Origin of the sequence: Cytobacillus sp. (assembly GCF_032154635.1) — a bacterium.
Taxonomy (GTDB): domain Bacteria; phylum Bacillota; class Bacilli; order Bacillales; family Cytobacillaceae; genus Cytobacillus.
The window spans coordinates 1-26,266 of the sequence record NZ_JALDXW010000018.1 but is presented as its reverse complement, the minus strand read 5'-3'; the positions used below and the strand labels follow the sequence as shown (position 1 = coordinate 26,266).

25 protein-coding genes are annotated in these 26,266 nt (G+C 38.2%); 20 read left to right on the top strand and 5 right to left on the bottom strand.

Annotation, left to right across the window (positions count from 1 at the left end; translation table 11 throughout):
• Positions 1–5 precede the first annotated feature (5 nt).
• From RUH74_RS13845 to RUH74_RS13830, 4 genes are all read left to right on the top strand, one after another.
• Positions 6–1,112 (top strand): glycosyltransferase, encoded by a 1,107-nt coding sequence (locus RUH74_RS13845; RefSeq protein ID WP_313800913.1) that lies wholly within the window; start codon positions 6–8, stop codon positions 1,110–1,112.
• Between the two features lie 88 nt (positions 1,113–1,200).
• Positions 1,201–2,283, top strand: coding sequence for a glycosyltransferase (locus RUH74_RS13840; protein WP_313800911.1), 1,083 nt, complete (start codon positions 1,201–1,203; stop codon positions 2,281–2,283).
• Positions 2,280–3,143 carry a UTP--glucose-1-phosphate uridylyltransferase GalU gene (galU, locus tag RUH74_RS13835; RefSeq protein ID WP_313800909.1) on the top strand — a complete coding sequence of 288 codons (864 nt, stop codon included), beginning with the start codon at positions 2,280–2,282 and terminating at the stop codon, positions 3,141–3,143. The genes RUH74_RS13840 and galU overlap by 4 nt, the downstream gene beginning before the upstream one ends.
• A gap of 13 nt (positions 3,144–3,156) precedes the next feature.
• Positions 3,157–4,398 carry a glycosyltransferase family 4 protein gene (locus RUH74_RS13830; RefSeq protein WP_313800907.1) on the top strand — a complete coding sequence of 414 codons (1,242 nt, stop codon included), beginning with the start codon at positions 3,157–3,159 and terminating at the stop codon, positions 4,396–4,398.
• A 302-nt stretch (positions 4,399–4,700) separates the two neighbouring features.
• Here RUH74_RS13830 and RUH74_RS13825 read toward each other — a convergent pair whose 3' ends face one another.
• The 5 genes from RUH74_RS13825 to RUH74_RS13805 all read right to left on the bottom strand — a co-directional run bounded on the left by RUH74_RS13825 (position 4,701) and on the right by RUH74_RS13805 (position 11,185).
• Positions 4,701–6,023, bottom strand: coding sequence for a SpoIID/LytB domain-containing protein (locus RUH74_RS13825; protein ID WP_313800905.1), 1,323 nt, complete (start codon positions 6,021–6,023; stop codon positions 4,701–4,703).
• 1 nt (position 6,024) lies between these two features.
• The gene (locus RUH74_RS13820; protein ID WP_313800903.1) at positions 6,025–6,720 is read right to left on the bottom strand and encodes an SH3 domain-containing protein; all 696 of its coding nucleotides are present in this window, start codon (positions 6,718–6,720) and stop codon (positions 6,025–6,027) included.
• Between the two features lie 178 nt (positions 6,721–6,898).
• Positions 6,899–9,019, bottom strand: coding sequence for an SH3 domain-containing protein (locus RUH74_RS13815; protein ID WP_313800901.1), 2,121 nt, complete (start codon positions 9,017–9,019; stop codon positions 6,899–6,901).
• Between the two features lie 334 nt (positions 9,020–9,353).
• Positions 9,354–10,385 (bottom strand): LCP family protein, encoded by a 1,032-nt coding sequence (locus RUH74_RS13810; protein ID WP_313800899.1) that lies wholly within the window; start codon positions 10,383–10,385, stop codon positions 9,354–9,356.
• A gap of 161 nt (positions 10,386–10,546) precedes the next feature.
• Complete coding sequence (locus RUH74_RS13805) at positions 10,547–11,185, bottom strand: YigZ family protein (protein ID WP_313800897.1); 639 nt, start codon at positions 11,183–11,185, stop codon at positions 10,547–10,549.
• A gap of 778 nt (positions 11,186–11,963) precedes the next feature.
• Here RUH74_RS13805 and RUH74_RS13800 point away from each other — a divergent pair.
• From RUH74_RS13800 to RUH74_RS13725, 16 genes are all read left to right on the top strand, one after another.
• On the top strand, positions 11,964–13,127 hold the full coding sequence (locus RUH74_RS13800) for a sensor histidine kinase (RefSeq protein ID WP_313800895.1): 1,164 nt from the start codon (positions 11,964–11,966) through the stop codon (positions 13,125–13,127).
• Between the two features lie 87 nt (positions 13,128–13,214).
• Positions 13,215–13,901: a response regulator gene (locus RUH74_RS13795; RefSeq protein ID WP_313800894.1), complete on the top strand. Its 687-nt coding sequence runs from the start codon at positions 13,215–13,217 to the stop codon at positions 13,899–13,901.
• A 247-nt stretch (positions 13,902–14,148) separates the two neighbouring features.
• Positions 14,149–14,301 carry a sporulation histidine kinase inhibitor Sda gene (gene sda, locus RUH74_RS13790; RefSeq protein ID WP_313800893.1) on the top strand — a complete coding sequence of 51 codons (153 nt, stop codon included), beginning with the start codon at positions 14,149–14,151 and terminating at the stop codon, positions 14,299–14,301.
• 206 nt (positions 14,302–14,507) lie between these two features.
• Positions 14,508–15,356 (top strand): DegV family protein, encoded by an 849-nt coding sequence (locus RUH74_RS13785; protein ID WP_313800892.1) that lies wholly within the window; start codon positions 14,508–14,510, stop codon positions 15,354–15,356.
• A gap of 125 nt (positions 15,357–15,481) precedes the next feature.
• Positions 15,482–16,978, top strand: a complete 1,497-nt coding sequence (locus RUH74_RS13780; protein WP_313800891.1) for an ATP-dependent helicase ComFA — start codon at positions 15,482–15,484, stop codon at positions 16,976–16,978.
• Positions 16,968–17,672: a ComF family protein gene (locus RUH74_RS13775; RefSeq protein ID WP_313800890.1), complete on the top strand. Its 705-nt coding sequence runs from the start codon at positions 16,968–16,970 to the stop codon at positions 17,670–17,672. Before RUH74_RS13780 ends, RUH74_RS13775 begins: the two co-directional genes overlap by 11 nt.
• Before the next feature lie 92 nt (positions 17,673–17,764).
• Positions 17,765–18,196 carry a TIGR03826 family flagellar region protein gene (locus tag RUH74_RS13770; RefSeq protein ID WP_313800889.1) on the top strand — a complete coding sequence of 144 codons (432 nt, stop codon included), beginning with the start codon at positions 17,765–17,767 and terminating at the stop codon, positions 18,194–18,196.
• A 253-nt stretch (positions 18,197–18,449) separates the two neighbouring features.
• On the top strand, positions 18,450–18,713 hold the full coding sequence (gene flgM / locus RUH74_RS13765; RefSeq protein WP_313800888.1) for a flagellar biosynthesis anti-sigma factor FlgM: 264 nt from the start codon (positions 18,450–18,452) through the stop codon (positions 18,711–18,713).
• A gap of 17 nt (positions 18,714–18,730) precedes the next feature.
• Positions 18,731–19,216, top strand: a complete 486-nt coding sequence (locus RUH74_RS13760; RefSeq protein WP_313800887.1) for a flagellar protein FlgN — start codon at positions 18,731–18,733, stop codon at positions 19,214–19,216.
• Between the two features lie 18 nt (positions 19,217–19,234).
• On the top strand, positions 19,235–20,812 hold the full coding sequence (gene flgK, locus RUH74_RS13755) for a flagellar hook-associated protein FlgK (protein ID WP_313800886.1): 1,578 nt from the start codon (positions 19,235–19,237) through the stop codon (positions 20,810–20,812).
• 10 nt (positions 20,813–20,822) lie between these two features.
• Entirely contained in the window at positions 20,823–21,710 is an 888-nt protein-coding gene (flgL, locus tag RUH74_RS13750) for a flagellar hook-associated protein FlgL (RefSeq protein ID WP_313800885.1), read from the top strand.
• A 49-nt stretch (positions 21,711–21,759) separates the two neighbouring features.
• Positions 21,760–22,311, top strand: coding sequence for a DUF6470 family protein (locus tag RUH74_RS13745; RefSeq protein ID WP_313800884.1), 552 nt, complete (start codon positions 21,760–21,762; stop codon positions 22,309–22,311).
• A gap of 19 nt (positions 22,312–22,330) precedes the next feature.
• Positions 22,331–22,777, top strand: coding sequence for a flagellar assembly protein FliW (gene fliW, locus RUH74_RS13740; RefSeq protein WP_313800883.1), 447 nt, complete (start codon positions 22,331–22,333; stop codon positions 22,775–22,777).
• 2 nt (positions 22,778–22,779) lie between these two features.
• Positions 22,780–22,989: a carbon storage regulator CsrA gene (gene csrA / locus RUH74_RS13735; protein ID WP_313800882.1), complete on the top strand. Its 210-nt coding sequence runs from the start codon at positions 22,780–22,782 to the stop codon at positions 22,987–22,989.
• Positions 22,990–23,133: 144 nt separating this feature from the next.
• Positions 23,134–23,985 carry a flagellin N-terminal helical domain-containing protein gene (locus tag RUH74_RS13730; RefSeq protein ID WP_313800881.1) on the top strand — a complete coding sequence of 284 codons (852 nt, stop codon included), beginning with the start codon at positions 23,134–23,136 and terminating at the stop codon, positions 23,983–23,985.
• 144 nt (positions 23,986–24,129) lie between these two features.
• Complete coding sequence (locus RUH74_RS13725; RefSeq protein WP_313800880.1) at positions 24,130–26,016, top strand: glycosyltransferase; 1,887 nt, start codon at positions 24,130–24,132, stop codon at positions 26,014–26,016.
• Positions 26,017–26,266: the final 250 nt, after the last annotated feature.

Below are 26,266 nucleotides of genomic sequence, written 5' to 3'. Positions count from 1 at the left end.
AAAAAATGATGAAATCAGTTTTGCTTTACTATCCATTTGAGGTAGCCGAGAATGCAAATAGCGGTTCAAAACTTCGCCCGAAGGAAATGTATAAGGCCTTTCAGCAATGGGGAAGCCGTGAAGGTGTAAATATTCTCTTGCTTTCAGGGAACTCAGCTGCAAGGGAATCCTTATTTGAGCAATGGAAGGCAGAAGGGAAGCTGGATGATCTTTGGTTCTGCTATATGGAGAACCAAACGATTCCTTTTTGGCTGACCGATAAAGGACATATTCCAAAGAAGCCTTTTATTGATACGAAGGTCATGAAATTTTTAAAGCAGCGGCATGTGCCTGTCGGCGTATTTTACCGAGATGTGTATTGGAAGTTTGATGAGCTGTATCCATTAAAGGGTGCGAAGAAAGCGATTATGAAGGCCATTTACCGAATGGAAGAGAATTTCTACAATAAATATTGTGACGTTATATTCTTGCCTAGTGATGCAATGGGGAAGTTTGTGGATATTAACAGAAAAAAGGTATCTCTTCCTCCAGGCGGGAAAGAGAGCCAAGTTGTTCGCAGCGAACGATTGAAGCAAACGGCTCAAGGGCTGTATGTCGGCGGGATTAACAATGAAGATTACGGATTATTTCTCTTGCTTAATGCGCTTCAGCTTGCGAATAATGAGGAGACTATTTGCGAATTAACGGTTGTTTGCCGTGAGGATGAATATAAGGGATTATCTGAAGAAAAGAAGGCACGTTTGCAGGAAATGAATGTAGCGGTCAAGCATGTGAGCGGGGAAGCATTAAATGAGCTTTATCGTGAAATGGACTTTGCCTTTATTCCAAGATATCGGAGCACGTATAATGATTTCTCTGTCCCGGTTAAGCTTGTTGAGTATCTTTCCAATGAGCTGCCAGTTATCGCCACATATTGTCAGGCACAACAAGAAATAATAGAGACAGATGGCTATGGCCTAATTTGTGAGGATAAACCGGAAGATATGGCGCAGGCGATTGTGAAAATGACAAAAGACGCCGAGCATTACCGAGAAAACATCCAAAAAACATTCCTGCAAAAGCATTCATGGCTAGCAAGAGTGGAAAAAATAAAAAGCACCCTACTCAAATAAGCGGTGCCTGGCACCGCTCGTGGACAAAATGGGGTGTTTTGTCCTTGTAGGGTGTACATTTTAATGAAGGACTTTCTGAGGAGGACATATGAAAGTTTTAATTTTGGCTCCAAGCAGATCCATACATACGCATAAGTGGGCCTTGTTTTATAAAGATAAAGGAATTGATGTGAAGGTTGTTACGTTTTTTGATCATTATTCTGCGGAAAATGCGAAAGAAGTGGATACAATTACTCTTCCTAAGCTTTTGCCAGGGAAGCTATCCTATATTTCAAGCGTTTTTGCATTAAAGAAGATCTTAAAACAATTCAAGCCTGATATTCTTCATGCTCACTATGTGTCAAGCTATGGATTTATTGGAGCATTGGCAAATTACAAGCCTTACTATGTTTCTGTTTGGGGAAGAGATATTTTCCAATTTCCTCAGCAAGGCAGTGTCAACCGGAAAATTGTTGATTACACTTTATCGAAAACGGATGTTGTTTGTTCTACAAGTCATATCATGGCTAAAGAAACAAATAAGTATACAGATAAAAAGGTTTTTGTTACTCCATTTGGAGTGGATATGAATAAATTCAAGCCGATACATGGTTTAAAATCAGATGATCATATTACGATTGGGACGGTAAAGGCTTTATCAGATAAATACGGGATCGGGGATTTAATTAAGGCGTTCGCCACGATCTATTCCAGCAAGAAACATGCTCAGCTGCTCATCGTTGGAGATGGTCCGCAAAGAAGTGAATATGAACAGTTAACAAAAGAGTTGAAAATTGATCATGTCACTACTTTTACAGGCAGAGTACCAAATGACAAGGTGCCTGAATACATAAATAAAATGGATGTGTTCGGAGTTCCTTCAACAGAAGACAGTGAAAGTTTTGGAGTTGCTGCGGTAGAATCGATGGCATGTGGCGTTCCTGTCGTTGTTTCCAATGTAGGCGGATTACCTGAGGTTGTTCTAGAAGGCAAGACAGGATATGTGGTGCCAAAAGAAAATCCAGCAGAATTAGCGAAAGCGATGCTATCCTTAGTAGAAGATAAAGAAAAAAGCCAAGCGATGGGTCTTGCCGGCATTGACCATGTAAAGGCACATTATAACTGGGATGATAATGCAAATGGCATGCTTGAGCTTTATGAACAAACCTTGAAAAAGGGGATGAAATCATGATTAAAAAGGCAGTTATTCCTGCGGCCGGATTAGGAACAAGATTTTTGCCTGCGACAAAAGCACAGCCGAAGGAAATGCTCCCGATCGTAGACAAACCGACGATTCAATATATTATTGAAGAAGCGGTTGAGTCGGGAATTGAAGATATCATTATTGTAACAGGCAGAAGTAAACGAGCGATCGAGGATCATTTTGATAAATCCGTTGAGCTGGAGTTGCTTCTTGAGAGAACCGGTAAGCATGAAATGCTCGAAGTTGTTGAGAATATCTCTAACCTTGTTGATATTCACTATGTAAGACAAAAGGAGCCGCTGGGCTTAGGGCATGCAGTTCTTTGCGCCAAGAAATTTATTGGCAATGAGCCTTTTGCTGTTCTGCTTGGGGATGATATTGTCGATAGTGAAGTTCCAGCATTAAAGCAAATGATCGATCAGTATAATGAGGTTCATTCGAGCATTCTAGGCTGTAATGAAGTTCCTCGTTCAGAAGTTAATAAGTATGGAATTGTTAATTATTCTGAAAGTACAGGAGATCTATTCAAGGTGGAGAGCTTGGTAGAAAAGCCTTCAATCGAAGAAGCGCCTTCTACTCAGGCGATTGTTGGACGGTATATTTTATCACCAGCGATCTTTGATTTGCTTGAGCAAGTTCAGCCTGATAAAAAAGGTGAAATTCAACTGACAGATGCGATCGATCGACTGCTCGGACAAGAATCGATTTACTCTTATATTATCCAAGGCAATCGCTATGATGTCGGAGACAAATTTGGATTTTTACAGGCGTCCATCGATTTTGCACTGAAGCGTCCGGAACTCAAAGATAAGCTCGAAGCGTATATTAAACAAATTCATGTTAAGTAATGGAGATGGGAAAATGAGAGTGATTTATCTATGCCAGCATTTTCCCCCTGAAACAGGTGCCCCGCAAATTCGTGTATATGAAGTAAGTAAAGAGCTAATTAGCAGAGGACATCAGGTGGAAGTATTAACAGCATTTCCTCATCATCCTCATGGAATTATTCCTGAGGAGTATAAAGGGAAATTTTATATGTATGAGGACTGGGATGGGATTCCCGTTCACCGTTCATGGATTTATCCGTCTCCTAAAGGAAGTTTCTGGAAGAGGCTTGCTTCGTATTTTTCCTTCACATTTAGCGCGTTTTACTCGCTCATGAAGGCAAAACCGACCGATGTAATTATTTGTAATTCGCCGCCGCTTTTTCTTGGCATCACCGGTTACCTCGGGGCAAAAATGAAACGGGCTAAATTTGTCTTTAACGTAGCGGATATTTGGCCGGAATCAGCAGTCGAATTAGGCATTTTAAAGAATAAATCCTTTATTCGCTTAGCAGAGTGGCTAGAACGATTCCTTTATAAAAAGTCGTGGAAAATTGCGACTGCAACGGAAGGAATTAAGGAGTATATGATCCGTAAAGGGAAGGATGCAGCAGATGTATTTCTTCTTCCGAATGGTGTAAATACGGAGACTTTTAAGCCGATTACGAAAGATGAAAGCCTATTAAGTGAAATTGGCATTCAAGGGAAAAAAGTATTTATGTATGCAGGTGCACTTGGCTATGCACAAGGATTGGATTCTGTATTGGAAGCAGCTCTTTTATTAAAGGACAAGCAGCCAGATGCCCATTTTCTTTTCGTCGGGGATGGACAAGAGCGTGAAAAGCTTGTACAAATGAAAGAAGATTTGGGACTAGATAATGTGACATTTTATGGATCTGTTCCAGTCTCTGAAATGCCGCGGATGTTTTCAATCGCGGATTTTAGTGTCGTTTCGTTAAGGAATATTGAGCTTTTCAAAGGCGCAAGACCTTCGAAGATCTTTCCTGCCATTTCTTCCGGTGTTCCTGTCCTTTATTGCGGAGATGGGGAGAGCGCGGCGATTCTTGAAGAATACAATTGCGGAAAAATTGCTCCTCCCGAAAATCCTGAAGGCATTGCGAACACGATTTCTGAATTAATGAATATAGCTGATGATGAATATCAAGCGATGAGCGAAAATGGACGCAAGCTTGCCATTGAACAATATTCATGGAAAAGTATCGTAGATGAAATTCTAGATAATATAGAAATGAAGGAAAATAAGAAAGCCAATTCCTAGATGGAATTGGCTTTTTTCCTTGTTAAAGATTTGAATTTGCGTGTTGAAGTAGAAAAACAAGAAGACGATGATGCCCGACAAAAGTGAAAAAGAGAGGAAACGGTAACCAAAGCACCGGTATAAACCCAAGAAAGGCAAAAGTACGATAACTAAAAAGTACATTCATTTTTCGATAAAGCATGGGCAAGGAAAACCGACTTCAAAGAAAAAAAAACGCTTAGAGATCAATGAAATGTACCTCCTATAGTTAAATCATGTCTAACTATGGGGAGCAATTCAGATCAATCCAAGCGCTTTTAATACTATTTTGAAATGGTTGTTCCTTGGAAGTAATGGGTAAGGATTTGCTCGGCTGTCCAGCCTTTTTCTGCATAGCCTCGTGCACCGTATTGGCTCATGCCAATTCGGTGGCCCCAGCCTTTTCCGTTTAGTGTAACAGAAGTAATGCCTGTCCCGCCTTCATTGGAAACAACACCACCAGCTGTTTGAATCGATACTTTTGAATCTGAAAGGCTGACCTCACCATTTGCAGTTTGTACTTTTTGCCCTTTCAAATCTTTAATCGTTTCAGTACCATTCGCTGTTTGAACGGATAGCTCCGTTGGTGAACCATTTACCTGAATATCAAACCAGTTTGAATATAATTGATTATAAAGGTTTGCATTTGGAAGAGGGAATAGTTTACGAATCACTGCTTCATTTCCAGTAACTGTTTTATCTCCAGCAGAAGTCTTCAATGTAACTCCGCGAACCTCGCCATTTGCACCTGTTTTAGCTAAAGTAATATCATAGATTTGAGCTGTTTCAGCAAATCCGAATGATTTTAAGACTTGTGCAGCAGTAAATGTTTCACTCCAGCTGCTATATGGAGAGTTTTCATATGGATCTTCAACAGATACTAAATAAGGAAAATCGGATTGTCTAGAATTCCATACATCCCCAACATTTGCCGTTCTGCCTCCGCTTGTTGAAAAGAAAAAGGTTTGAATCGGTTTGCCATTATATTTGACTAAAAGTCCCTCCGTGTCTTTAATCGCAGCATTCGTTCTGGCATCCTCTCCTGAATACCCGCGGTATACCTGGCTTGCAGCAGTTGTTGTCAGCATGATTGAATTGGCCGCATAGCTACGAGCAGAAATGGCTTGAGCCTTTAAAGCCTCTTTATGCCAGGAAGCAGGCATTTCACTTGGGACAACACCTTTTAAATAGTCTTCCATATCCAGGATATTAATAACCTCGATTTTACTGCCGTTTGGCTTTAAAAAGAAACTGCCCCGATAAGTGACTCCATTGCTTACTCTTGCTAGAGACTGGCCGCTGCTAACCTGCTCCTGAACATCAAAACCTTTAGTAGAACTTTCAGTAAAACCTGTGTAGCTTACAGTGACCCCAGCGCTGTCCTTTTTAACACTAATCGTCGTGTTTGGCGGAACTTGAGTCACATTTCCAGTATCTTTATTGCTCAGCTGATAAGAGCCGTTTAAAGAAATAGTCACATTTGCATTTAAAAGAATGGATACATTCACTTTGTTTGGATAGTTTACTAGTTCAGCTGCTTTGGATTCAGTTGGTAAATAGACGAGCAGTAATAGAAGACTAGCAAAAATGGAAATAAACTTCTTCAATTTATTTCACCTCGCTAAGACTGCCAATTACCCATCCTTTGATTCCAGCAGCTGTTTGAACATTATGCCAAACTTCGCCAGCAGCATTTGTGAAGGAGGAAATGTATTTTAACGTTGTCCCTTTTGGAATTACTTGGATGGATGCATAGCTTGTCGTCGCTCCTTTACGCAAATTTACATCTCCAATTGTCACAACTGTTTTCTCTGCATTTGCTGGCTTATCGACAGTAACATCTCCTGAGAATACCCATCCTTTTAACGTAGAAGAAAGCTCTACGCGGTACCATAGACCTGTGGCCGATTTATGAGAATCAATTACCTTTAAGGATGTGCCACTTGGTCTAGTAGCGACTATTTTATACTCTTTTGTTGCACCAGAATGAATGTTAACGGTTCCTTTTGCATAAACAGCTGATGGCAGTTCTCCAGTAACTGGTGGAGTAACGGGTGGTGGTGTTGTTCCCGGCTGAGAAATTTGCGCTTTCAGATTGTTTATTTCCTGCTGCTGCGAGGAAATCTTTGATTCTAGCTCGGAAATTTTCGTTTTCATTGGATTTAATTGAGAAGTCACCCAATCCACACTTGCTAATACAACGTTACTTGAAGCCTTCATCACTTGCGGAGTAGAAATAACCGCACCCGCTCCGAGTCCTAGTGTTAACACACCTGCTGCCATTAATTTTTTTGATCGATTCATCTTTTTTCCTCCTTTTATGTAAAAAAACAATAACTAGTAGTCCCCAAAAAGGATAACTCTGAAAAATGAGACATTCATCCATGAAAAAAAATTTGGGTAACTTTTAAAAATTACCCAAATTTATATTCCTATAGTAGATTAGCATAAATATTCGTTATCGAAAATAGATTACAAGTATTTAGAAATTGTTAAAGTATTCCTCTAATCCTTTTGTTATACCAACGGCTGCCTTTTTACGGAAGTCGCTAGAATTTAACAATTTTTCTTCATTCGGATTTGAAATGAAGGCAAGTTCTACTAGAATACTTGGCAGTTCATTCATACGGTTTACGTGTAAGTTTTTTTCCAAAACACCTCGATTATACGTGCTTAAAGAGGATATCATATTTTTTTGAACGGCAGTTCCTAGTGTTTTACTTCGTGGACCGTTAAAGTTCACCGAAGAAGTATAATAAGTTGTTGACCCATTTGATGTAGCTGAGAAGGAATCAGCATGAACGCTGATGAAAGCATCACCATTTGATTTATTGGATATTGCAGTTCGCTCAGATAACTCTAGAAAAACATCTGTACTACGAGTAAGGATAACCGTTGCTCCGAATTTTTCAATTTCCTCTTTAAGTGCTAATGCTGTTGCTAGAACAACATCCTTTTCTTTTAATCCAGATGGACCTACTGCACCAGGATCTTTGCCGCCATGACCGGCATCGACAATAATTGTCTTCCCTTTCAAACCGAATGGAACAATTTTAATAGATAGCTTGTCACTATAATTTCTCATTGTAAAAGTGTATCCTGGCTCAAAAGTGATAACGACTGATTTCTCAGCACCTGATGCAAAGGTTTCAACGGATTGAATTCCGGGTATTTTCCCAGTAGGCAGTTCAACATCTGTTAATCCTCCTGTCAGTTTTAGACGATTGGAAGATAGAGTTGTGTAAGAAATGGTGAAATTGCTCGCTTTTTTCCAGGTTAAGTATTGATCTCCGCCCGACGTTGTAACTGTTGGAGATAATAGCTTCTTAGATACTAATTGGAAAGAAGTCATATCAGAGCTTATAACCCAGCCTTTTTTGCCAGATGAGCTCTGAATATTGAACCATTGCTGACCAAGGGAATTCTTGAATTCACCTAGTATAGTTATCGTTGTCCCTTTTTTTAGTACTTCTGCAACTTTATATTGTGTAGATGCCCCAGAGCGCAAATTGATATTAGCGGCTCCTACTATGTATTTGGAACCAACCGCATAAGAATTAGAAGTAGACTGTGTTGAAACAATTGTTTCACTAATCCAAACTAATTGATTGGAGCTTGTAAGTACTTGATACCATAAGTGTCCATCTGAACCCTTTTCAGATTTAACGGCTTTTAATAGCGTTCCTTTTGTTGCCTGATCCATAACTGGATAGCTTGTGGATGGACCACCTCTCAAATTAGCAACATCTGCAGTTACATATAAATCAAGATTCAATGACTCAGATGTACTAACTGTATCTGCAGGAACCCAACCCTTTAATGAGGCATTCACTTCCACTCGGAGCCATGCTGTGCCATCGGCGTGAGTAAAATGATCAATAACCTTTACTTTCTGATTTAATGAAAGCTTGTAAACGGATGCGTATGAGGTGGTAGCGCCTTTTCTAACATCCAGTCCATTTTGTCCGCTATAAACATAGCTGCCAATATCGGGGAGATCAGTTATTTCAGACCCAGGAGGACTTGGCGGGTTAGCAGTTGAATCAAAGGCATCCGCATGAATCCAGCCTTTTAAGGATCCAAAATCAGCACGGTACCATGTTTCTCCAGCTGCATTCTTAAACGTATCAATGATCGTTACTTTTTGATTCTGATAGACATATGAGACGATGCTGTATGAACTTGTAGCTCCCTTTCTAACTGGAGCTTTCGCAGCATAGACCGTTTTGACTTCTGTACTTGGTGGAGCAGGCTTCTCATCATTGGATGGTGCAACATAATCTTGGATTACCCATCCTTTTAATGTGCCAACCTCAATTCGATACCAAAGTTCACCTGTGCTATTTGTAAAGCTATCAATCACTTTAACTACAGTATCTTTTGAAAGTTTTGTAACTACCTGATAGGAGGTAGTGGCCCCTTTTCTAACATTGACATTATTTTCGGTAATCAAAGCGTTCTTACCTGTTTGAATCAAGCTGCTGTTCGTTTGTTTTAATTGGTCTACTACCGTACTTGCCGGTGTATCTAGGCTTTCTGCTTGTACGATGGCAGGAAAGAGAGCAGCAGTAGCAAGAACAGAAGAAGCAATCAGTTTTTTCAATATTTTTCCCTCCGTCGACAAAATTTTATTTCCGTATCTTATTCTAGCGAACTTTGTCAAATGTTCCAACTATAAATACTAAATATAGTCATTTATTATTAGAAAAATATAAAATGCAGCAAATATCGAGGGATATTCCGTTTATTTCGGTCAAAAAATAATCATGAGGATCTGCTCACAACCAAGTATGTAAATGTCGGTCTGCTTCACTTCCCTGCGCTGGTTATGATTTCGTACATAAAGGCTTGCTCAGAATCAGCCGGGTACAAATTCCTTTTACATAGAAAAAAGCCTGTGGGCGATGATATACGCCACAGGCTCTAATTCTATGAATCTAGTATTCATCACTATCATCAGTTGTTTCCTCTGAATAGGCGTTTTGGGAGGAAGTTACTTCCGTTTTTTTCGTGTTAGTTAAACTATCGTTTAGGACAGTGCTTAATTCTTTAAGGGATTCATCATCAGGAATATAATAATAAATTCCATTAATGTATTCGTCTTCCCCTTCTAGAGTAAGGTTCTGAATTTCTGTATTTTTTATTTTTGTATAAAGTTTAATGAAATTTGCAAATTTAGATGGGGGAATGTTTGTTTTGACATTCTCTCCTAAGTCACCTAATATATCGTTAATTTTAGTAATCGTGCCGAAGGATGTCCCTTTATCAATAATAGCCTTGATTACTTCCTTCTGCCTTTCGTTTCGTCCTTTATCCCCTTGAGGGTCCTTTTTTCTCATTCTTACATAAGCAAGTGCTTCATTCCCGTTTAGTTCCATTGGCCCTTCGTGAAAAGTTTTCCACTTTAAACTGCCTGTAAGCTGTGATTTAAATGTAAATGGAACATTTACTTCCACTCCGCCAAGTGTATCAACGATATCTTCAAAACCTTCAAAGTTTGTCGTAATATAATAATCAATAGGTACATCGAGCAATTCATCAATCGTTTCAATCGTTGATTCAACGCCGCCGTAGCTAAAGGACTCAGTAATTTTTGTTTTCTTTCCTGCTGCCGGAACCATAATTCGTGTGTCACGAGGAATGCTTAACATGGAAACTTCTTCAGTAATTGGATTAACTGTTACGAGCAGCAGCACGTCAGAACGTTGTCCGCCCCCTTGTTCTTCAATTCCTAATAATAAGATATTAAAGGGCTCTTTCGTAATCTGAACCTCTTCTGTTCGATGATTTTCTACCTTTTCACGATCAATTTCTTGGTAAATACTATCAGTAGCCTTCTTTGCGTGGTAGGCAATATCAAATGCAAAATACGATCCTCCACCAACTAAAAGGAGCACGATTAAAAGGACAAAGCTGCGCCAAAAACGCTTCTTCTTGCTTTTTCTCCTTTGTGACCTAAGGTTAGACATTTTATCCCCACTTTTTGTTTTAATAGTAAAATAACTTTCGTGACTTTATACTGTGTACGTTTATTTGCTTCATTAAAAAAGACATATATGGCAGTGGCTTTATTAATTTCCAGTAAATCAATAGTTAATTTTACCGAATTTATCAGTAATCGTAAATATAATTATTTTTCCACATCTTCTTCCAAATATAATAAGGCACCTTCTGTAATTTCTCCCTGTCCATTCGTTAGCTCAGTCATCCATTCTACAAAGGCAGCTGTTTTCTCTTCCTCCACAAATGTTTCGATTTCAACAGTATCTAAATAATGGATTTCCTTAAGTGCATAGACGGAGGAGCGCAATTCGTTTTCGAGCTTTCCAAGCCAAGTATAATCGACCTTCGTATGCATGACACGCATCAGCTTTCTCTCAACAACTCCTATTGCATCGATTCCTTCAGAGGTGGATTTTCCGTATGCGCGGATAAGGCCGCCGGCTCCAAGCTTAATTCCACCGAAATAACGAGTGATGACTACGACAGTATCTTTTAATTGCTTTTTCTTTAATACTTCAAGGATCGGAACACCAGCAGTGCCACTCGGTTCGCCGTCATCATTTGCTTTTTGAATCTGGTCATTTTCTCCGATCAAATAGGCAGAGCAATTATGTGTGGCATCCCAATTTTGCTTTTTTATTTTTTGAATAAATGCTTGTGCTTCTTCTTCCGATTCCGCTCTTTCGACATAAGCGATAAATCGTGATTTTTGGATGATGATTTCATGTTCTCCGTAACCTTTTACAGTATAGTAACGGGGCAGCATATAACCGCTCCTTTCCAATCTAATTCCGTTAAAAAAATATTTTATTGGAGAATGGTCTAGCGTCTATCAAACTTCAGGCATCCCCGCAACGATTGTGTCAACATCGGTTCGCTTACGCCAACCGTGTTTCCTTTAATGAAAGAATGAGGCTCTCCAGTTTGTACGATAATGATCAAGGTGTTTTCGCCTTTCTTCATTATAATTCGACAAGTTGTCAAACTTCAATTATAAGCTGAATGTAATGAAACTTTAATATTGTAAAAAAATCTCCGTGTTATAATATCAATATTCAAATGGTGGAAACCGTCTCTAAAGATTTTCACTGTGATGGCTAATAAAAATAAATTATGGTCATATTATAGGATATAAGTCATATGTATGAAACATAATACTAAGTCTTTTTACCGAATTTTGCCCTTTTGCACCTATTTTTAAGTGTTCAGAGATAGTATAACTGGCCGTTTCAAGCTAGAATAAAAGGGATTAGTGGAAAAATTTTGTTTATAGCATTTACAGTACATAAGTTTTTTTCACAGAATGAGAAGTTTAACATTTTTCGAATATGAAAAATGTTTACGAAAGCAGCCTAGCGCCTATTGGGTTTCTCTTCCCCTCTTATGTTAAGTCAAGCATGAACGTGCTCTCGCTCTTCGTGTTGCCTTTATCCAGCGAGGGCGGTCCAGTCCATACGGTGCTTAGCAAGGCTCTTGTGATTTTCTTATAAGCTATACAGTCCATAGGTCGCTAAGCGGTATGCTTTTCGATTGGAGGCTAATTAATGAGTAAAAGAAAGAAACTTGATATTAAAACGCTTGATTTAATATTGGAAAAAATGATAGACACGGTTGACGTCAGCAAGAATGAAATCTTTCGTATCGGTGAGCAATGCCGCAAGGACCATATGACTTTAAGTGATGAGCTTAAAGAAATGAAGGAACAAGTCGCAAAGACCATAAGCGAAGGGGACAGGCTTGAGGTTCAAACGCGTTTTGCGCGAAAACGTCTTTCTGAAGTCAGCATGCATTTTAAGGATTATACGGAAGCGGAAGTTCGCGATGCATATGAAAGAGCTCATCAGCTGCAAATGAATTACTCTATGAACCAGCAATTAGAGAAGCAGCTCCGGGATCGGCGTGATGATATTGAGAGAAGACTTATTGGCTTGCAAGAAACGATTGAGCGTGCCGAGCATCTCATTTCTCAGATTACAGTTGTAATGAACTATTTAACAAGCGATCTTCAGCAAGTGGGAGAAATGCTCGAGGATGCCAAGATGAAACAAGACTTTGGGTTGAAAATTATCGCAGCGCAAGAGGAAGAGCGAAAACGTGTATCGAGGGAAATCCATGACGGTCCTGCACAAATGATGGCAAATGTCATGATGCGTTCGGATTTAATTGAACGGGTGTATCGGGAAAGAGGAAGCAATGAAGCGTTTAAGGAAATTCGCGACCTGAAGAAAATGGTCCGAAATGCACTATATGAGGTGCGAAGGATTATATATGACCTGCGCCCAATGGCTCTTGACGATTTAGGGTTAGTTCCTACCCTCAAAAAATACTTGCAGACAACCGAAGAATATCATAAGAAAACAAAAATTGTTTTTGCAAATCTTAAAGAAGAAAAGAGACTCCCAGCAAATTATGAAGTGGCACTTTTTCGTCTCGTCCAAGAGTCTGTTCAGAATGCGATTAAGCACGCCCAGCCATCTGAAATCATAGTCAAGCTTGAAATCGATCAGTCGAAGGTTTCTGCTGTAATTAAAGATGATGGAATCGGCTTTGATACTTCTCAGAAAAAGACAAATTCATTTGGCTTGATCGGCATGAGAGAAAGAGTAGAGCTATTAGAAGGCGAGCTTTCCATTGATTCAAAAATAGGAAAGGGGACGGTTGTTCTCATTCAGGTTCCTATCATTTGTGACCCAGATAATAAAAGATGAGGTAAGCGATTTGTAAAAAACGTAGGTTTCGCTAAATGAAAATAAATAAGCAATGATTATAGATAAAAGAATGTAGGAGGGGTAGAAATGACTACGAAGATTGTCATAATTGATGACCACCAATTATTTAGAGAAGGCGTAAAACGCATTTTAGATTTTGAAAAATCATTTGAGGTAGTAGCTGAGGGGGATGATGGAAGTGAAGCGGTTTCCATCGTTGAACAGCACCATCCAGATGTAATTATTATGGATATTAATATGCCGACTATAAATGGAGTAGAAGCCACACGTCAGTTAATTGAGAAATTCCCTGAGTCAAAGGTGATTATACTTTCCATTCATGATGATGAAAACTATGTATCACATGCATTGAAGACAGGTGCAAGTGGCTATTTGCTTAAGGAAATGGATGCAGATGCGCTAATTGAGGCTGTCAAAGTAGTAGCAGATGGCGGTTCATACTTACATCCAAAGGTAACCCATAATCTTGTCAATGAATACCGCAGACTTGCGTTAGAGGAATCAGGACAAGGCCAATCCCACTTGCCGCGCGTAGAAATTCGCCGTCCGCTTCATCTGCTTACCCGCCGTGAATGCGAAGTGCTTCAGCTTCTAGCAGACGGAAAAAGCAATCGCGGAATTGGGGAAGCGATCTTTATTAGTGAAAAAACGGTTAAAAACCATGTCAGCAATATTTTGCAAAAAATGAATGTAAACGACCGCACACAAGCGGTAGTTGTCGCGATAAAAAATGGCTGGGTAGAAGTAAGATAATACTTTTTTGGCAAAGAGCTGTTGCATAGAAGCAACAGCTCTTTTTATTGGATTTGGCCGATTAGTGAGTTTAAATGATGTATTTTCGCATAGTTCCTTTTGTACATAATGTTCATACCAGCATGCCGACAATGCCCTACCTCGAATCAAGAGGAAATGTCTAATTCATGAAACTTGCTTTATACCTATTTACAAACCAGGTATTATTAACCAAAATGGAAGTATATCCAATAAGGAGTGAGTAAATATGTCTAGTTTAGAGAAGCTGCCAGATTTATTGTTAGTCGAAACGTACTATAAAGCTGTTGCAAATGATCTTGAATCAGAATTTATTGAATTTCTTTTATACGAAATTAATAAAAGAGGCTTGGATATTTATTATGAAAAACAATTGAATTAACCCCTCTAGTACGTCTTCATTCTAACCCTCCTAAAATGTTCGTTTCATTCCCCCAGATGATTTAATAGCATATTCAAGGTGAAATTAAAGTTTTCTACTATTGGAAGAAATGCTTGTATTCAGCCTAATGCCCCAAATTTAATGCATTTCCTTTCAATTTCATATAAAATGGGAAATAGAAAATAAATAAGGATGGTATCCCAAATATGAAAACGGCAGTAGTAACGGATAGTACAGCCTATATCCCGAAGGAACTACGGGAAAAATTAGATATATATATGATTCCGCTTAGTGTTATTTTTGGAAATGAAACCTATCAGGAAGAGATCGATATAAGCGCTTCAGATTTTTATGAAGAAGTAAAGCATAAAGAGCTTCCGACGACCTCACAGCCGCCTGTTGGGCAGTTTGTTGAGCTTTTTGAAAAGCTATCGAAAGAATATGATGCAGTCATCAGCATTCATTTATCAAGCGGGATTAGCGGCACATTTCAGGGGGCTGTTACAGCTGGCGGTATGGTGAAAGGAATTGAGGTCTATCCATTTGATTCTGAAATCAGCTGTATGGTGCAAGGCTTTTATGTGCTGGAGTCAGCGGAAATGGCTGCAACTGGAAAATCACCGCAGGAAATAATAAACCGGCTGGATGAAATGAAGCAGTCCATTCGCGCTTATTTCATGGTCGATGACCTATCACATTTACAGCGCGGCGGTCGCCTTTCAAGTGCCCAAGCACTCATCGGCAGCTTGCTCCAAGTCAAACCGCTACTTCATTTTGAACAGAAAGTTATTGTCCCATTTGAAAAAATCCGCACACGCAAAAAAGCAATGAAACGGATCGTCGAATTGCTTGAAGAAGACGCAAAAAGCGGCGAACCTTACCGGGCAGCAATTATTCATGCGAACCGGGAAGAGGAAGCTAACGAATGGAAAGCCGAGCTTGAAGCGCAATTTTCAAATGTTGAATTTATGATCAGCTACTTCGGTCCAGTTATCGGTACTCACCTTGGCGAGGGTTCGATGGGACTAGGCTGGGTGAAGAAGAAAGCGGATTAAACGTTCCCGAACCTGATCAAAAGTAGTATCAATGAAAATATCCCCGCTATAAGTCAAACAAGTAAAATAAATAAAAGAGGTATTCGGATCGCTCCGGGTGCCTCTTAAACTACCGAGGTGATTCTTTGCGATTTGCCATAGTCCATTCGAAACTTCTTCCCATCAAACTTCTTTCCTCTCCTGAAAAAACATCCCCAATCTCTTTTATTGAACATATCCCTATTCAGCCAACGAACCCGAATTATCCCTACAATAAAGACCTTCAACAGCAATTAGCTGGAAAGCAACTTTTACTTGAGAACCTTCCCTTTCCCCTTGAAGAGCTCCAAGAACACTACGAAAGCGGCTATCTCGTTTACCGGAAAGGAATCTCTTTAGAAAAAAATAAACGTAGCTGTATCCGTTGTGGCAACAATGATAAACATTTTTTCGGTCATTTTCCTTGTGCACGCTGTGGGGAGGAATGCCAGTATTGCCGTAAATGCATCATGATGGGGAGGGTCAGCACATGCACGCCATTACTTAGCTGGACGGGTCCCTTGCCACAGGCTGATGCCAATAGTCCTCAGCTTTCCTGGAACGGCTCCTTATCTGACGGGCAGCGAACAGCCGCTGAACGAGTTGTACAGGCGATTACTGAAAATAAAGAGCTCCTCGTATGGGCTGTGTGCGGAGCTGGGAAAACGGAAGTGCTCTTTCAGGGCATTGATGCTGCACTCATTTCAGGAAAAAAAGTATGCCTTGCAACACCGAGAACGGATGTGGTGCTTGAACTAACTCCTCGTCTAAAAAATGCCTTTCCGAACATCCAAATGGCTTCCCTATACGGCGGCAGTGAAGACCGTCATTTGAATGCGCCTTTGACCATCACGACAACACATCAGCTTCTTCGCTTCTATCATGCCTTTGATACCGTTATTCTCGATGAAGTAGATGCCTTTCCCTATTCTGTAGAGGAAACCCTCCAGTATGCTGTCCGCCAAGCGCGTAAGCAGGCATCCTCCATGATCTGCCTTACTGCAACTCCGAATGAAAAATGGCAAAAAGAATGCCTGCAAGGAAAAAAAGACTTCGTTACGATTCCCGCTCGCTACCATCGCCATCCATTACCTGTGCCGCAATTTCAATGGTGCGGCAACTGGGAAAAGGGGCTCAAAAAGAATAAGTTACCTCCAATCATCCTTCAGTGGATCAAAAAGCGACTAGATGCCAACAAGCAATGCCTCCTGTTCATTCCGAAAATCGATAAAATGGAAAAAATTCTTCCGCTCCTCCAATCACTCCATCCGAAAATAAAATCCGTCCATGCAGAAGACCCAAATCGGAAGGAAAAAGTAATGGCGATGCGGAACAAAGAAATCCCCATGCTGCTCACGACAACCATTTTAGAAAGAGGGGTTACTTTTGCAAACATTGATGTTGCTGTGCTAGGTGCCGAAGATCGTATTTTTACCGAAAGTGCCCTTGTCCAAATGGCTGGACGTGTAGGAAGAAGTGCACAGGCTCCAAGCGGCGAGATTGCCTTTTTTCATTATGGAAAAACAACTGCAATGATTCGCGCTAAAAATCAAATCTTAAAAATGAATGAAGAAGCCCGAAAGAAAGGATTGATTGACTATTGAACATTGTCTTGTTTGTTTTGCAGAAATGATGCCTCAAATGGGCTGGAATACGTTATTTTCAAAAGAAAACTCGAACGGTATGTGTTCAGAATGCTATGCAAAGTTCGAAAAAATCGAAGGAGAAGCCTGTCAGAAATGCAATCGGCCATTAACAAATTTAGCACCTCAATATAGGGTGGGGGACCAATGTCTGGATTGCATTCGCTGGGAGAAGGATGATGAATGGAGGGGGACGTTAGAGAGAAACGATTCGCTTATCTATTACAACGATTTTGCAAAAGAAGTAATCGCCAAATTCAAATACCGTGGAGATTATATGCTGGCCTATGTATTTGCGCCACTTATCAAGAGAAAGCTCCAATTGCTCACTTTTAATCTAATCGTTCCCATTCCATTAAGTGAAGAACGCCTCTATGAACGAGGATTCAATCAATCAGAAGCTCTAATAGCTGCCAGCGGCCATCAGCCAAACCAACTTCTCACTAGAACCCATTCAGAAAAACAATCAAAGAAATCCCGTTCCGAACGAATTCATCTTCCACAAGTTTTTCAAATAAAGATAAACATTCCGAATGAAAAAATCCTCCTCATTGACGATATATATACTACAGGATCTACACTTAGGCATGCCGCGAAAGTACTTAAAGAAGCAGGCGCAAAATCAGTAACCTCGCTCACGATAGCAAGAGGGTAAAAATATTTCAGAAATCTGCCATTTCCCAATTTCCGGCATTCAGTCTATAATTGTGGAAAAAGAGATCTTAAAGATAATAAGGAGGAGCCAGCGTGTCTGAACTGACAAACTGTCCAAACTGTAATGAAATATTTGTAAAAACGCAATTCCGTGATATTTGCCAAAATTGCTGGAAAGAGGAAGAAAAGGCATACGAAACCGTCTACCAATTCATCCGTAAACGTGAAAACCGTGCTGCAACAATGGAACAAGTCGTAAGTGCGACAGAAGTAGAAGAAGAACTCATCTTAAAATTCATCAAAACAGGCCGCCTCAAATTAACTCAATTTCCGAACCTCGGATATCCTTGTGACAAATGTGGAGCGATTATACGTACTGGAAAGCTTTGTGATAGCTGTGCGGAAGTTCTTCGAAAAGAGCTTGATATTTTTGCAATGGAAGAAGAACGAAGATTGGAAATTGAGAGAAGAGAAAAGAATGCAACATATTTTGCGATGGATGAGAAGATTAAGGGCAGAAAATAGCAAATGGATACTGACCTGTTGGATATGCGAAGAATATTGATTCATTAAGCGAATCAATATTTGCCGCGTGTCTTTCAGGTTTTTTAATTAATTGTGCTTATATTAAGTAGGCACAAATTGAATAAAGGAACATTCCTTTCAATAGGCAATTAGAAGTAATTTCTGTTAACCTAAAAATAATATTTAAAAACTTTATATTTTTACCGATAATAACTATATAGAAATTCGCTCGGCATGAAAGTGAGGGATATGAATGAAAATCAATAACTTTGGCACCTCAGGTGTAAACCCATACAAACGCCAAATGAATAAACTAGATAATGCAGCAAAAACAACAGCAAACGCAACGGATAAAATCGAAATTTCAACGACAGCAAAAGAAATGCAGCAAGTCTCCCAATATGCCGTCAACCGCCAAGCAAAGGTGGATGAACTGAAAATCCAAGTAGAGAACGGCAACTACAAGATCAACCCAAACGAGGTAGCGAAAAGCATCCTTAATTTCTATAAAAAATAAAGATGGGAGGGGATGACATGTCCGCCGATTTACTAATTGCATCCTTGGAAAAGCTCTGTAAGCTTCACAGTAGCCTTTATGAGCTTGCGGTGAGAAAAACTGAAATTATTAAAACTGGGGACATGGATGCCCTAAACCAATTATTAAAAGATGAACAAACCCATATATCAGCCATTGATCGAATGGAGAAAGAACGCCAGAAGGCTGCAAAGGTGCTAGCGCCACATATGGATCAACCGACAGTTTCGGATTGTCTAGATAGCCTTGCACCTGCTGAACAGGACAAGATAAAAGACGTTACAAATGAACTCGTCCAACAAGTCCATCATTTAAAAGAACAAAACAATCTCAATCAGCAGCTTATCCATAATTCTCTGCAATTCGTCAATGTTTCGATGAGCTTATTGCGGCCACAGCCAGAAAATATAAATTATGGACCACCTAAAAAAACAAAAAAGACTTCCGAAAAAAACGCCCAAGGGATGTTTAATTCGAAAGCATAATAGAACGGAGGAACAATTATGCGTCCGACTTTTATGGGACTTGAAACAGCCCGCCGCGGCATGTTCACCCAGCAAAGCGCTTTATACATAACGGGACATAATATTTCAAATGCGAATACACCGGGATTTTCTAGACAACGGGTTAATTTTCAGCCGACTATTCCCTATCCGGGTAACGGAATTAATCGTCCGTATATGCCCGGACAAATGGGTACAGGGGTAGAAGCAGGCAGTATTCAGAGAATACGTGATAGTTTTATTGATGCTAGATATAGAAGCGAAAGCAATCAATTAGGCTATTATGGGGCAAGATCTGATGCGCTGACTCGTATGGAAGATGTGATGAACGAACCTACATCAGAAGGACTATCAGCTGCAATGGATAATTTCTGGAATTCACTGCAAACATTAGGTACGAACCCTAATGTAAGTGGTGCGAGAGAAAGTGTCTTAGCACAAGGAAATGCGATGGCAGATACGTTTAATTACCTCTCAACAACACTTAATTCGATTCGTAACGATTTAAAGCAGAGCATTAGTGTGAACGTTGATAAAATTAATACGTTGGCTTATCAGATCAATGAAATTAATAAGCAAATCGGTCAAGTAGAACCTCATGGTGATTTACCGAATGACTTATACGATGAAAGAGACCGCCTAGTGGATGAGCTTTCACAATTAGTGAATATTAAAGTGACCAATCAGCAAAGTGGAGGCATGCCTTCACCAATTGCTGAGGGAACGTATAAAATAGAAATTCTTGATCATTCAGGGAAAAGCATGGGGACGTTAGTTGATAAGAATACAATTGGCGGGGAACCAAATAAGATATCCTACAAAATGAATAATGACGGGTATGTTGAATCCTTATCCATTGGAAATGGCTCACCGGTAAAAGTAGAGGATTTCTCAAAAGGAGCCCTAAGATCAGACATAGAGGCCTATGGATACGTAGATAAAAGCGGGAAACAAGTAGGTACATATCCTGATATGGTCGATCAGCTTGATAAGTTAGCTTTTGCTTTAGTTAAGGAGTACAATGCTATTCATAGAACTGGATTTGATCTAAATGGAAATGATAACAAGGATTTCTTCCAAGATCTTTCCGATTATAAAGGGGCAGCTAGCAAAATTTCAGTAGCAATCTCCGATCCAAATGAAATTGCCGCATCATTAATAGATACAAATGGAAAAGGGAATGGAGATAATGCTTATAAATTAGCGGATGTGCTAAGAAAAGACCTTTCTGAATTTGTAGCGGTGATCAAGGATCCTATTACAGGTAATGATATTGATTTAAAGGATTATACTCAAACTAATTTGAAGATGACAGGCAATATAAAATCCTTTTATGGTGGGCTTATTACATCTCTTGGTGTAAAAACACGAGAAGCGAATACCTTAACGAATAATACATTAACCCTTTTAGATTCAGTGGATAGACAGCGGCAATCTGTTTCAGGCGTTTCACTCGATGAGGAGATGTCAAACTTAATTAGATTTCAGCATGCTTATAATGCATCAGCGAGAAATATTACAGTTCTAGACGAAATGTTGGACAAAATCATTAATGGCATGGGCACTGTCGGAAGGTAGGGATAAATAAATGCGTGTAACACAATCGATGCTTACAAATAATATGCTGAGGAGCTTAACAAACAGCTACCATAAACTTGGTAAGTACCAGGAACAGCTAAGTTCTCAAAAGAAAATTTCCAGACCTTCTGATGACCCAGTCGTGGTTTTTAAAGGCATTACCTACAGAACAAGTGTAAATGATGTGTCACAATACCAAAAAAATATGTCTGAGGTAAATGTGTGGCTGGAAAATACAGAAGACGCACTTGAGAAAGCGGGTTCATCGATTCATCGGTTAAGTGAACTAATCACTCAAGCAAATACTGGAACAGTCACTGATGACGATAGAAAAAAAATCGATGATGAGATTGAGGAAATTAAGAAGCAGCTTGTTTCCGTTGCAAATACAAAAATTTCTGGAAAATATATATTTAATGGAACGGATATTTATAATGCCCCTGTTAAATATGATGGGACTACCATAACAACGAATTATAATAATGAAGCTGTTAACATTGAAGTTTCTGCAGGCATTCAGCTACAAGTGAATTATTTAGGATCAAATGTATTTGGTGATGGAACAAATGGAATGTTTGTGGATCTTAAAGCTTTGCAGGATGAGCTGAAAAACGGTAATGACCCAGACTTAGGAAAGTTTATAGATGCATTTCAAGGTCATTTAAATACAGTTACATCAGCTAGATCTAGTATTGGTGCATCAATGAATCGTGTAGATATGATTCAAAACCGCTTAGATTCACAGGAAATCATTGCAACAAAGACGATGTCTGAAAATGAAGATATTGATGTAGAAAAAGTCATTTTAAACCTGCAAATCCAGCAAAGTATTCATAGAGCGGCACTAAGCGTTGGTTCGAGTATTATTCAACCAAGTTTAGTTGACTTCTTAAGATAAAAATAAAGCTATCTATATAGATAGCTTTTCTTTTTAGGGAGAGAATAATATGCAAATACCACAAATTCGTATAGAATCGCAAGCAGGTAAAATTGGTTTAAATATTAATAAACCTACTCAATCAATTGAACAGCCACAAGCTGATTTAAGCATAGAGCAGCCGCCTGCTGAAATGACGATCAATCGTCAGCCTGGCAGACTAACAATCGATCAAACGCTAGCAAGAGAAAACCTAGACTTAAAATCTGTTTTTAAAAGAAATGAGGAAAATGCGCAGTTAGGCTATCAAACCTTAATGGAGTACATTAGTAAAACGGTCCAAGAAGGCGATGAGCTAATGAAAATAGAAAATGGCGGGCAGCCGCTGATAGATCAGGCTGTACGATCGATGGATCGCGAGACCGTATTCAATACAGGCAATACCCCTTCTCAAGACAGTGTACAAATCGAATACACACCTGCAAAGGTCGAAATAGAATGGCATCGAAATAAACCAAATATTCAGGTTCATATCAATAAGCCTATTCATGAATATACACCTGGCAATGTAGAGGTTTTTATGCAGCAGCATCCATCCTTAAATATTGACTTCACAATCTAATGACAGTGGGGGAATAATCGTGCAAATAAAAACAAGGTATCACGAAGAAATTGAGGTAAGCAAGGAAGAGATCATTTACTTTGGAAGTGGCATTCCTGGGTTTCCTGAGGAAAAGGAATTTATTAACCTTTCACTAGGATCTAATTCGCCGTTTAGCATTCTCCAATCGATAAATACGGAAGAACTTGGATTTGTTATTGCTGAACCTTTCTCTTTCTTCAAGGAGTATGAATTTGAATTAGAAGAATCCGTTATTACTCAATTGAAGATTAAGGATGAAACAGATATCATTGTTTATTCAATTGTAACACTTGGGGATTCATTATCTACTTCTACCATTAATCTCCAGGCTCCCGTTATTATTAATAAAAGAGAAAATTTAGGGAAACAAGCCATTCTAAACACCGATAAATATCATACAAAGCACCTATTAACTACAAAAAAACAAAAGGTTCGGGAGGGGTAACAATGCTAGTTCTCACAAGAAGAAAAAATGAGAGTGTTATCCTGAATGAAAACATAGAAATAACCATACTAGAAATTGATGGAGATCAAGTGAAAATCGGAATAAAGGCTCCGAAAGAAGTAGAAATCCTTCGCAAAGAGATCATGGTAAAAATTGAAGAAGAAAATATGAACGCATTAAAAGGAAGTCACAACTTAAAAAAATTTTTTTAAAAGAAATACAAAATAAATGTAAAAACTTCGAGAACCCTGTCGATATAATAAATAGTTACATAGGAAATAAGTCGGCCGACGAAATACTATGTCAAACTAACCACATGGAAGTGGGAACTTTCAAACTCAAGGAGGAAATTCAAAATGAGAATTAACCACAATATTTCAGCGATGAACACTCATCGTCAATTAACTTACAACAACAACGCATCTTCTAAATCTATGGAGAAATTATCTTCAGGATACCGCATCAACCGCGCAGCTGACGATGCAGCAGGTCTTGCAATCTCTGAAAAAATGCGTAACCAAATCCGTGGTTTAGACCAAGCTTCTGCTAACTCACAAGATGCAATCTCTTTAATCCAAACTGCTGAAGGTGCATTAAACGAAACTCATGCAATGCTTCAACGTATGGCTGAATTAACTACTAAAGCAGCTAACGAAACATTAACAACTTCTGATACATCTAAAATTCAAAAAGAGATCACTCAATTAACTGAACAAATTGGTGCAATTGCTGATCAAACAAAATTCAACACTAAAAATATCTTAAATACAACTTCTTCATTAACATTCCAAGTTGGTGCAAATAGTGGAGAAACAATTTCATTAAAACTAGTAGATGCAACTGTTACAGGTCTTCAACTAAACGGAGGCACTGGTTTGAAAGATCTAGCATCTGGTGTTGCTTCAGATGTTGATGGAAAGTTAAATAGCATTGCAAAAGGAAACTTAGACATTATCCAAAAAGCAATTAACACAGTTTCAGAAAACCGTTCAAACCTTGGTGCTGTTCAAAATCGTCTAGAGCATACTATCAATAACCTTGGAACAACTTCTGAAAACTTACAAGCTGCTGAATCTCGTATTCGTGACGTAGACATGGCGAAAGAAATGATGGCTATGACTAAGAACAACATTCTTACTCAAGCTGCTCAAGCTATGCTTGCTCAAGCTAACCAACAGCCACAAGGAGTTCTTCAACTTCTTCGTTAATATAGACATAATAAAAAAAGGACCTTAGTATCTTAGGTCCTTTTTTTGTTTACGGAAATAAGTGGATGGTATATATAATCTAAAAATTATTCCAAAGTTACCGATATACTTAATAGAAACTTCAGAACACAAAAGGTGGCAAATATGAGTAAAAATACTGTTTCACTTTGTATGATTGTTAAAGACGAAGAAACCTATATAAGAAGATGTTTAGATAGTGTATCCAATTTAGTTGATGAAATAATAATTGTAGATACAGGTTCAACGGATTCTACTTTAAGTATTGCAGCAGAATATGGAGCAAAGATATTAAAATTTACTTGGCAAGAGGATTTTGCCATAGCACGAAACTTTTCTATTGAAAACGCAATATCTGATTATATTCTTGTTCTTGATGCAGATGAATATATAGATCAAGATATCAATCTTCAAGAATCAATTAAAGATATGAAAGATTACTATATAATAAATTTTAAAAATTATATGGATGGTGGATATATTTCTACCCATCAATCTATTAGGTTATTTAAAAACAACATTGGTTTAAAATATTATGGGAAAATTCATGAACATTTAAATATAGATGATTTTGACAATCTTTCAGTTGCATTTACAGACTTTTTCATACATCATGATGGCTATAAGAATGATGTATTTAATCAAAAGAATAAGTTTGAACGGAATTTGAAAATTCTTGAGAAAGAAGTTAAAAGTAATCCAACTGGGTATAACCTCTTTAATTTAGGTACTCAATACAAAGTAGGTAAAGAGTATTTAAAAGCATTAGAGCAATTCAAAAAATCGTACTCATTGAGTAAGAATCAAATGTATTTACCGTATCTTCTCTATTCAATGGGGGATTGTTTGTTACAGCTTGGAAGAAATAAAGAGGGAATTACTTTAATGAAAGATTCTATTGAATTATTTCCTAAATATACAGGGTTCTACTATTTAATTGGTTTATTTTTTGAAAACATGAATTTTTATAGAGCTGCTGAAGAGGCATTTGAGAAATGCTTAGAACTAGGTGAGGTAGAGAACTTTCAATCTATAGAAGGCGTTGGCAGCTATTTTGCTTATATAAAACTTTCTGAATTACAACAAAAACAAGGTAATCTTCTTAAAGCCCTAGAATCATCATTTTCTGCGATTAAATTAAATAAAAATTTTCCACCGGCACTCTCACAGTATATTTCTGTATTAAAATCAGCTGGTATTACTGAAAGTGATATAAAAGAAAATTTGGTAAAGTCTTACCCAATTAATGACGTTAAGAAGTTAGAGATTCTTACTGGTGTTTTGTATGCGCATAGAAATAAACTTCTTCAAGTATATATTGATGGGTTTAACATAAATGTAAATAATTCAGTTTTAGCCATTGCAGCCCTTTATAATAATGAATATGAGAAGGCTTATACATACTGGAATAAAGAAGAAATATTAGATAAGCGTAATTATAGTGATATAATTACATTGCTTACAGTTCAAAAAAATCAAGATTTGTTGGAAAAGTTATTAAAGGCTATGAATCTTAATAAAAAAGAAAAGAAAGCAATCTCTTCTATAGTAGAAAAAAATGAAGACATATTAAATTGTTTACCGGATACATTATTTGAAACTATAAAAGATGTTTGTGTAAATTTATTAACACTAGGAGAAAAAAAGGTTTTTATAGACTTGTTCAAAAGGTTAAATTTAAATGAACTAAAAAAGGTGCAATTAATAAGATCAGTAATTAATAAGGGTTATTTAAACGTGGCTATAAATTTAATAACTGAAGAATTAAAAATTAATAATAAAAATTATGAATTGATTGGATTGCTAGGAGATGCATATGCTAGACAAAATAAATATCAGGAAGCACTTGGCCTTTATACTCAGTTGATTGAAAATGTGGGAGACTATTCTTCATATAATCGATTATTTTGCTTATATGAAAAGATTAATTACAGTGATGGATTGCCAATGTTAAAAGTTCAAATGAAAAGAATTTTGGAAACTGAATTAGGGATTAATATAATCTCCTATTGAATGTCTCGATGTAAGAGAATCTTGAAACAATGTGAAAAAGTTAATATTAATTAACTCTCCTTATTATATAGGTTTTTAGAATAGCTAAAACCTGAGATAAGGAGAGTTTTTTTATTTAAGAGTAAAAGACTGATTTCAATTAAATATTATCCAATTAATTGAAATCTGTTTATATGGTTAAGAACCGATAAAAGATGTCGATAATAGTATAGAAGTATTTCGACTTTTGTTGTCGAATAATGCGGATTGA

Excerpts from the sequence above, each read along its gene's own strand:
- flgL (WP_313800885.1), top strand. The coding sequence starts at position 20,823 with ATGCGTGTAACACAATCGATGCTTACAAATAATATGCTGAGGAGCTTA.
- RUH74_RS13810 (WP_313800899.1), bottom strand. The coding sequence starts at position 10,385 with ATGTCTAACCTTAGGTCACAAAGGAGAAAAAGCAAGAAGAAGCGTTTT.
- csrA (WP_313800882.1), top strand. The coding sequence starts at position 22,780 with ATGCTAGTTCTCACAAGAAGAAAAAATGAGAGTGTTATCCTGAATGAA.
- RUH74_RS13785 (WP_313800892.1), top strand. The coding sequence starts at position 14,508 with ATGAAAACGGCAGTAGTAACGGATAGTACAGCCTATATCCCGAAGGAA.
- RUH74_RS13760 (WP_313800887.1), top strand. The coding sequence starts at position 18,731 with ATGTCCGCCGATTTACTAATTGCATCCTTGGAAAAGCTCTGTAAGCTT.
- RUH74_RS13805 (WP_313800897.1), bottom strand. The coding sequence starts at position 11,185 with ATGCTGCCCCGTTACTATACTGTAAAAGGTTACGGAGAACATGAAATC.
- RUH74_RS13845 (WP_313800913.1), top strand. The coding sequence starts at position 6 with ATGATGAAATCAGTTTTGCTTTACTATCCATTTGAGGTAGCCGAGAAT.
- RUH74_RS13795 (WP_313800894.1), top strand. The coding sequence starts at position 13,215 with ATGACTACGAAGATTGTCATAATTGATGACCACCAATTATTTAGAGAA.
- RUH74_RS13745 (WP_313800884.1), top strand. The coding sequence starts at position 21,760 with ATGCAAATACCACAAATTCGTATAGAATCGCAAGCAGGTAAAATTGGT.
- RUH74_RS13730 (WP_313800881.1), top strand. The coding sequence starts at position 23,134 with ATGAGAATTAACCACAATATTTCAGCGATGAACACTCATCGTCAATTA.
- flgK (WP_313800886.1), top strand. The coding sequence starts at position 19,235 with ATGCGTCCGACTTTTATGGGACTTGAAACAGCCCGCCGCGGCATGTTC.
- RUH74_RS13800 (WP_313800895.1), top strand. The coding sequence starts at position 11,964 with ATGAGTAAAAGAAAGAAACTTGATATTAAAACGCTTGATTTAATATTG.
- flgM (WP_313800888.1), top strand. The coding sequence starts at position 18,450 with ATGAAAATCAATAACTTTGGCACCTCAGGTGTAAACCCATACAAACGC.
- RUH74_RS13820 (WP_313800903.1), bottom strand. The coding sequence starts at position 6,720 with ATGAATCGATCAAAAAAATTAATGGCAGCAGGTGTGTTAACACTAGGA.
- RUH74_RS13725 (WP_313800880.1), top strand. The coding sequence starts at position 24,130 with ATGAGTAAAAATACTGTTTCACTTTGTATGATTGTTAAAGACGAAGAA.
- galU (WP_313800909.1), top strand. The coding sequence starts at position 2,280 with ATGATTAAAAAGGCAGTTATTCCTGCGGCCGGATTAGGAACAAGATTT.
- RUH74_RS13840 (WP_313800911.1), top strand. The coding sequence starts at position 1,201 with ATGAAAGTTTTAATTTTGGCTCCAAGCAGATCCATACATACGCATAAG.
- RUH74_RS13830 (WP_313800907.1), top strand. The coding sequence starts at position 3,157 with ATGAGAGTGATTTATCTATGCCAGCATTTTCCCCCTGAAACAGGTGCC.
- sda (WP_313800893.1), top strand. The coding sequence starts at position 14,149 with ATGTCTAGTTTAGAGAAGCTGCCAGATTTATTGTTAGTCGAAACGTAC.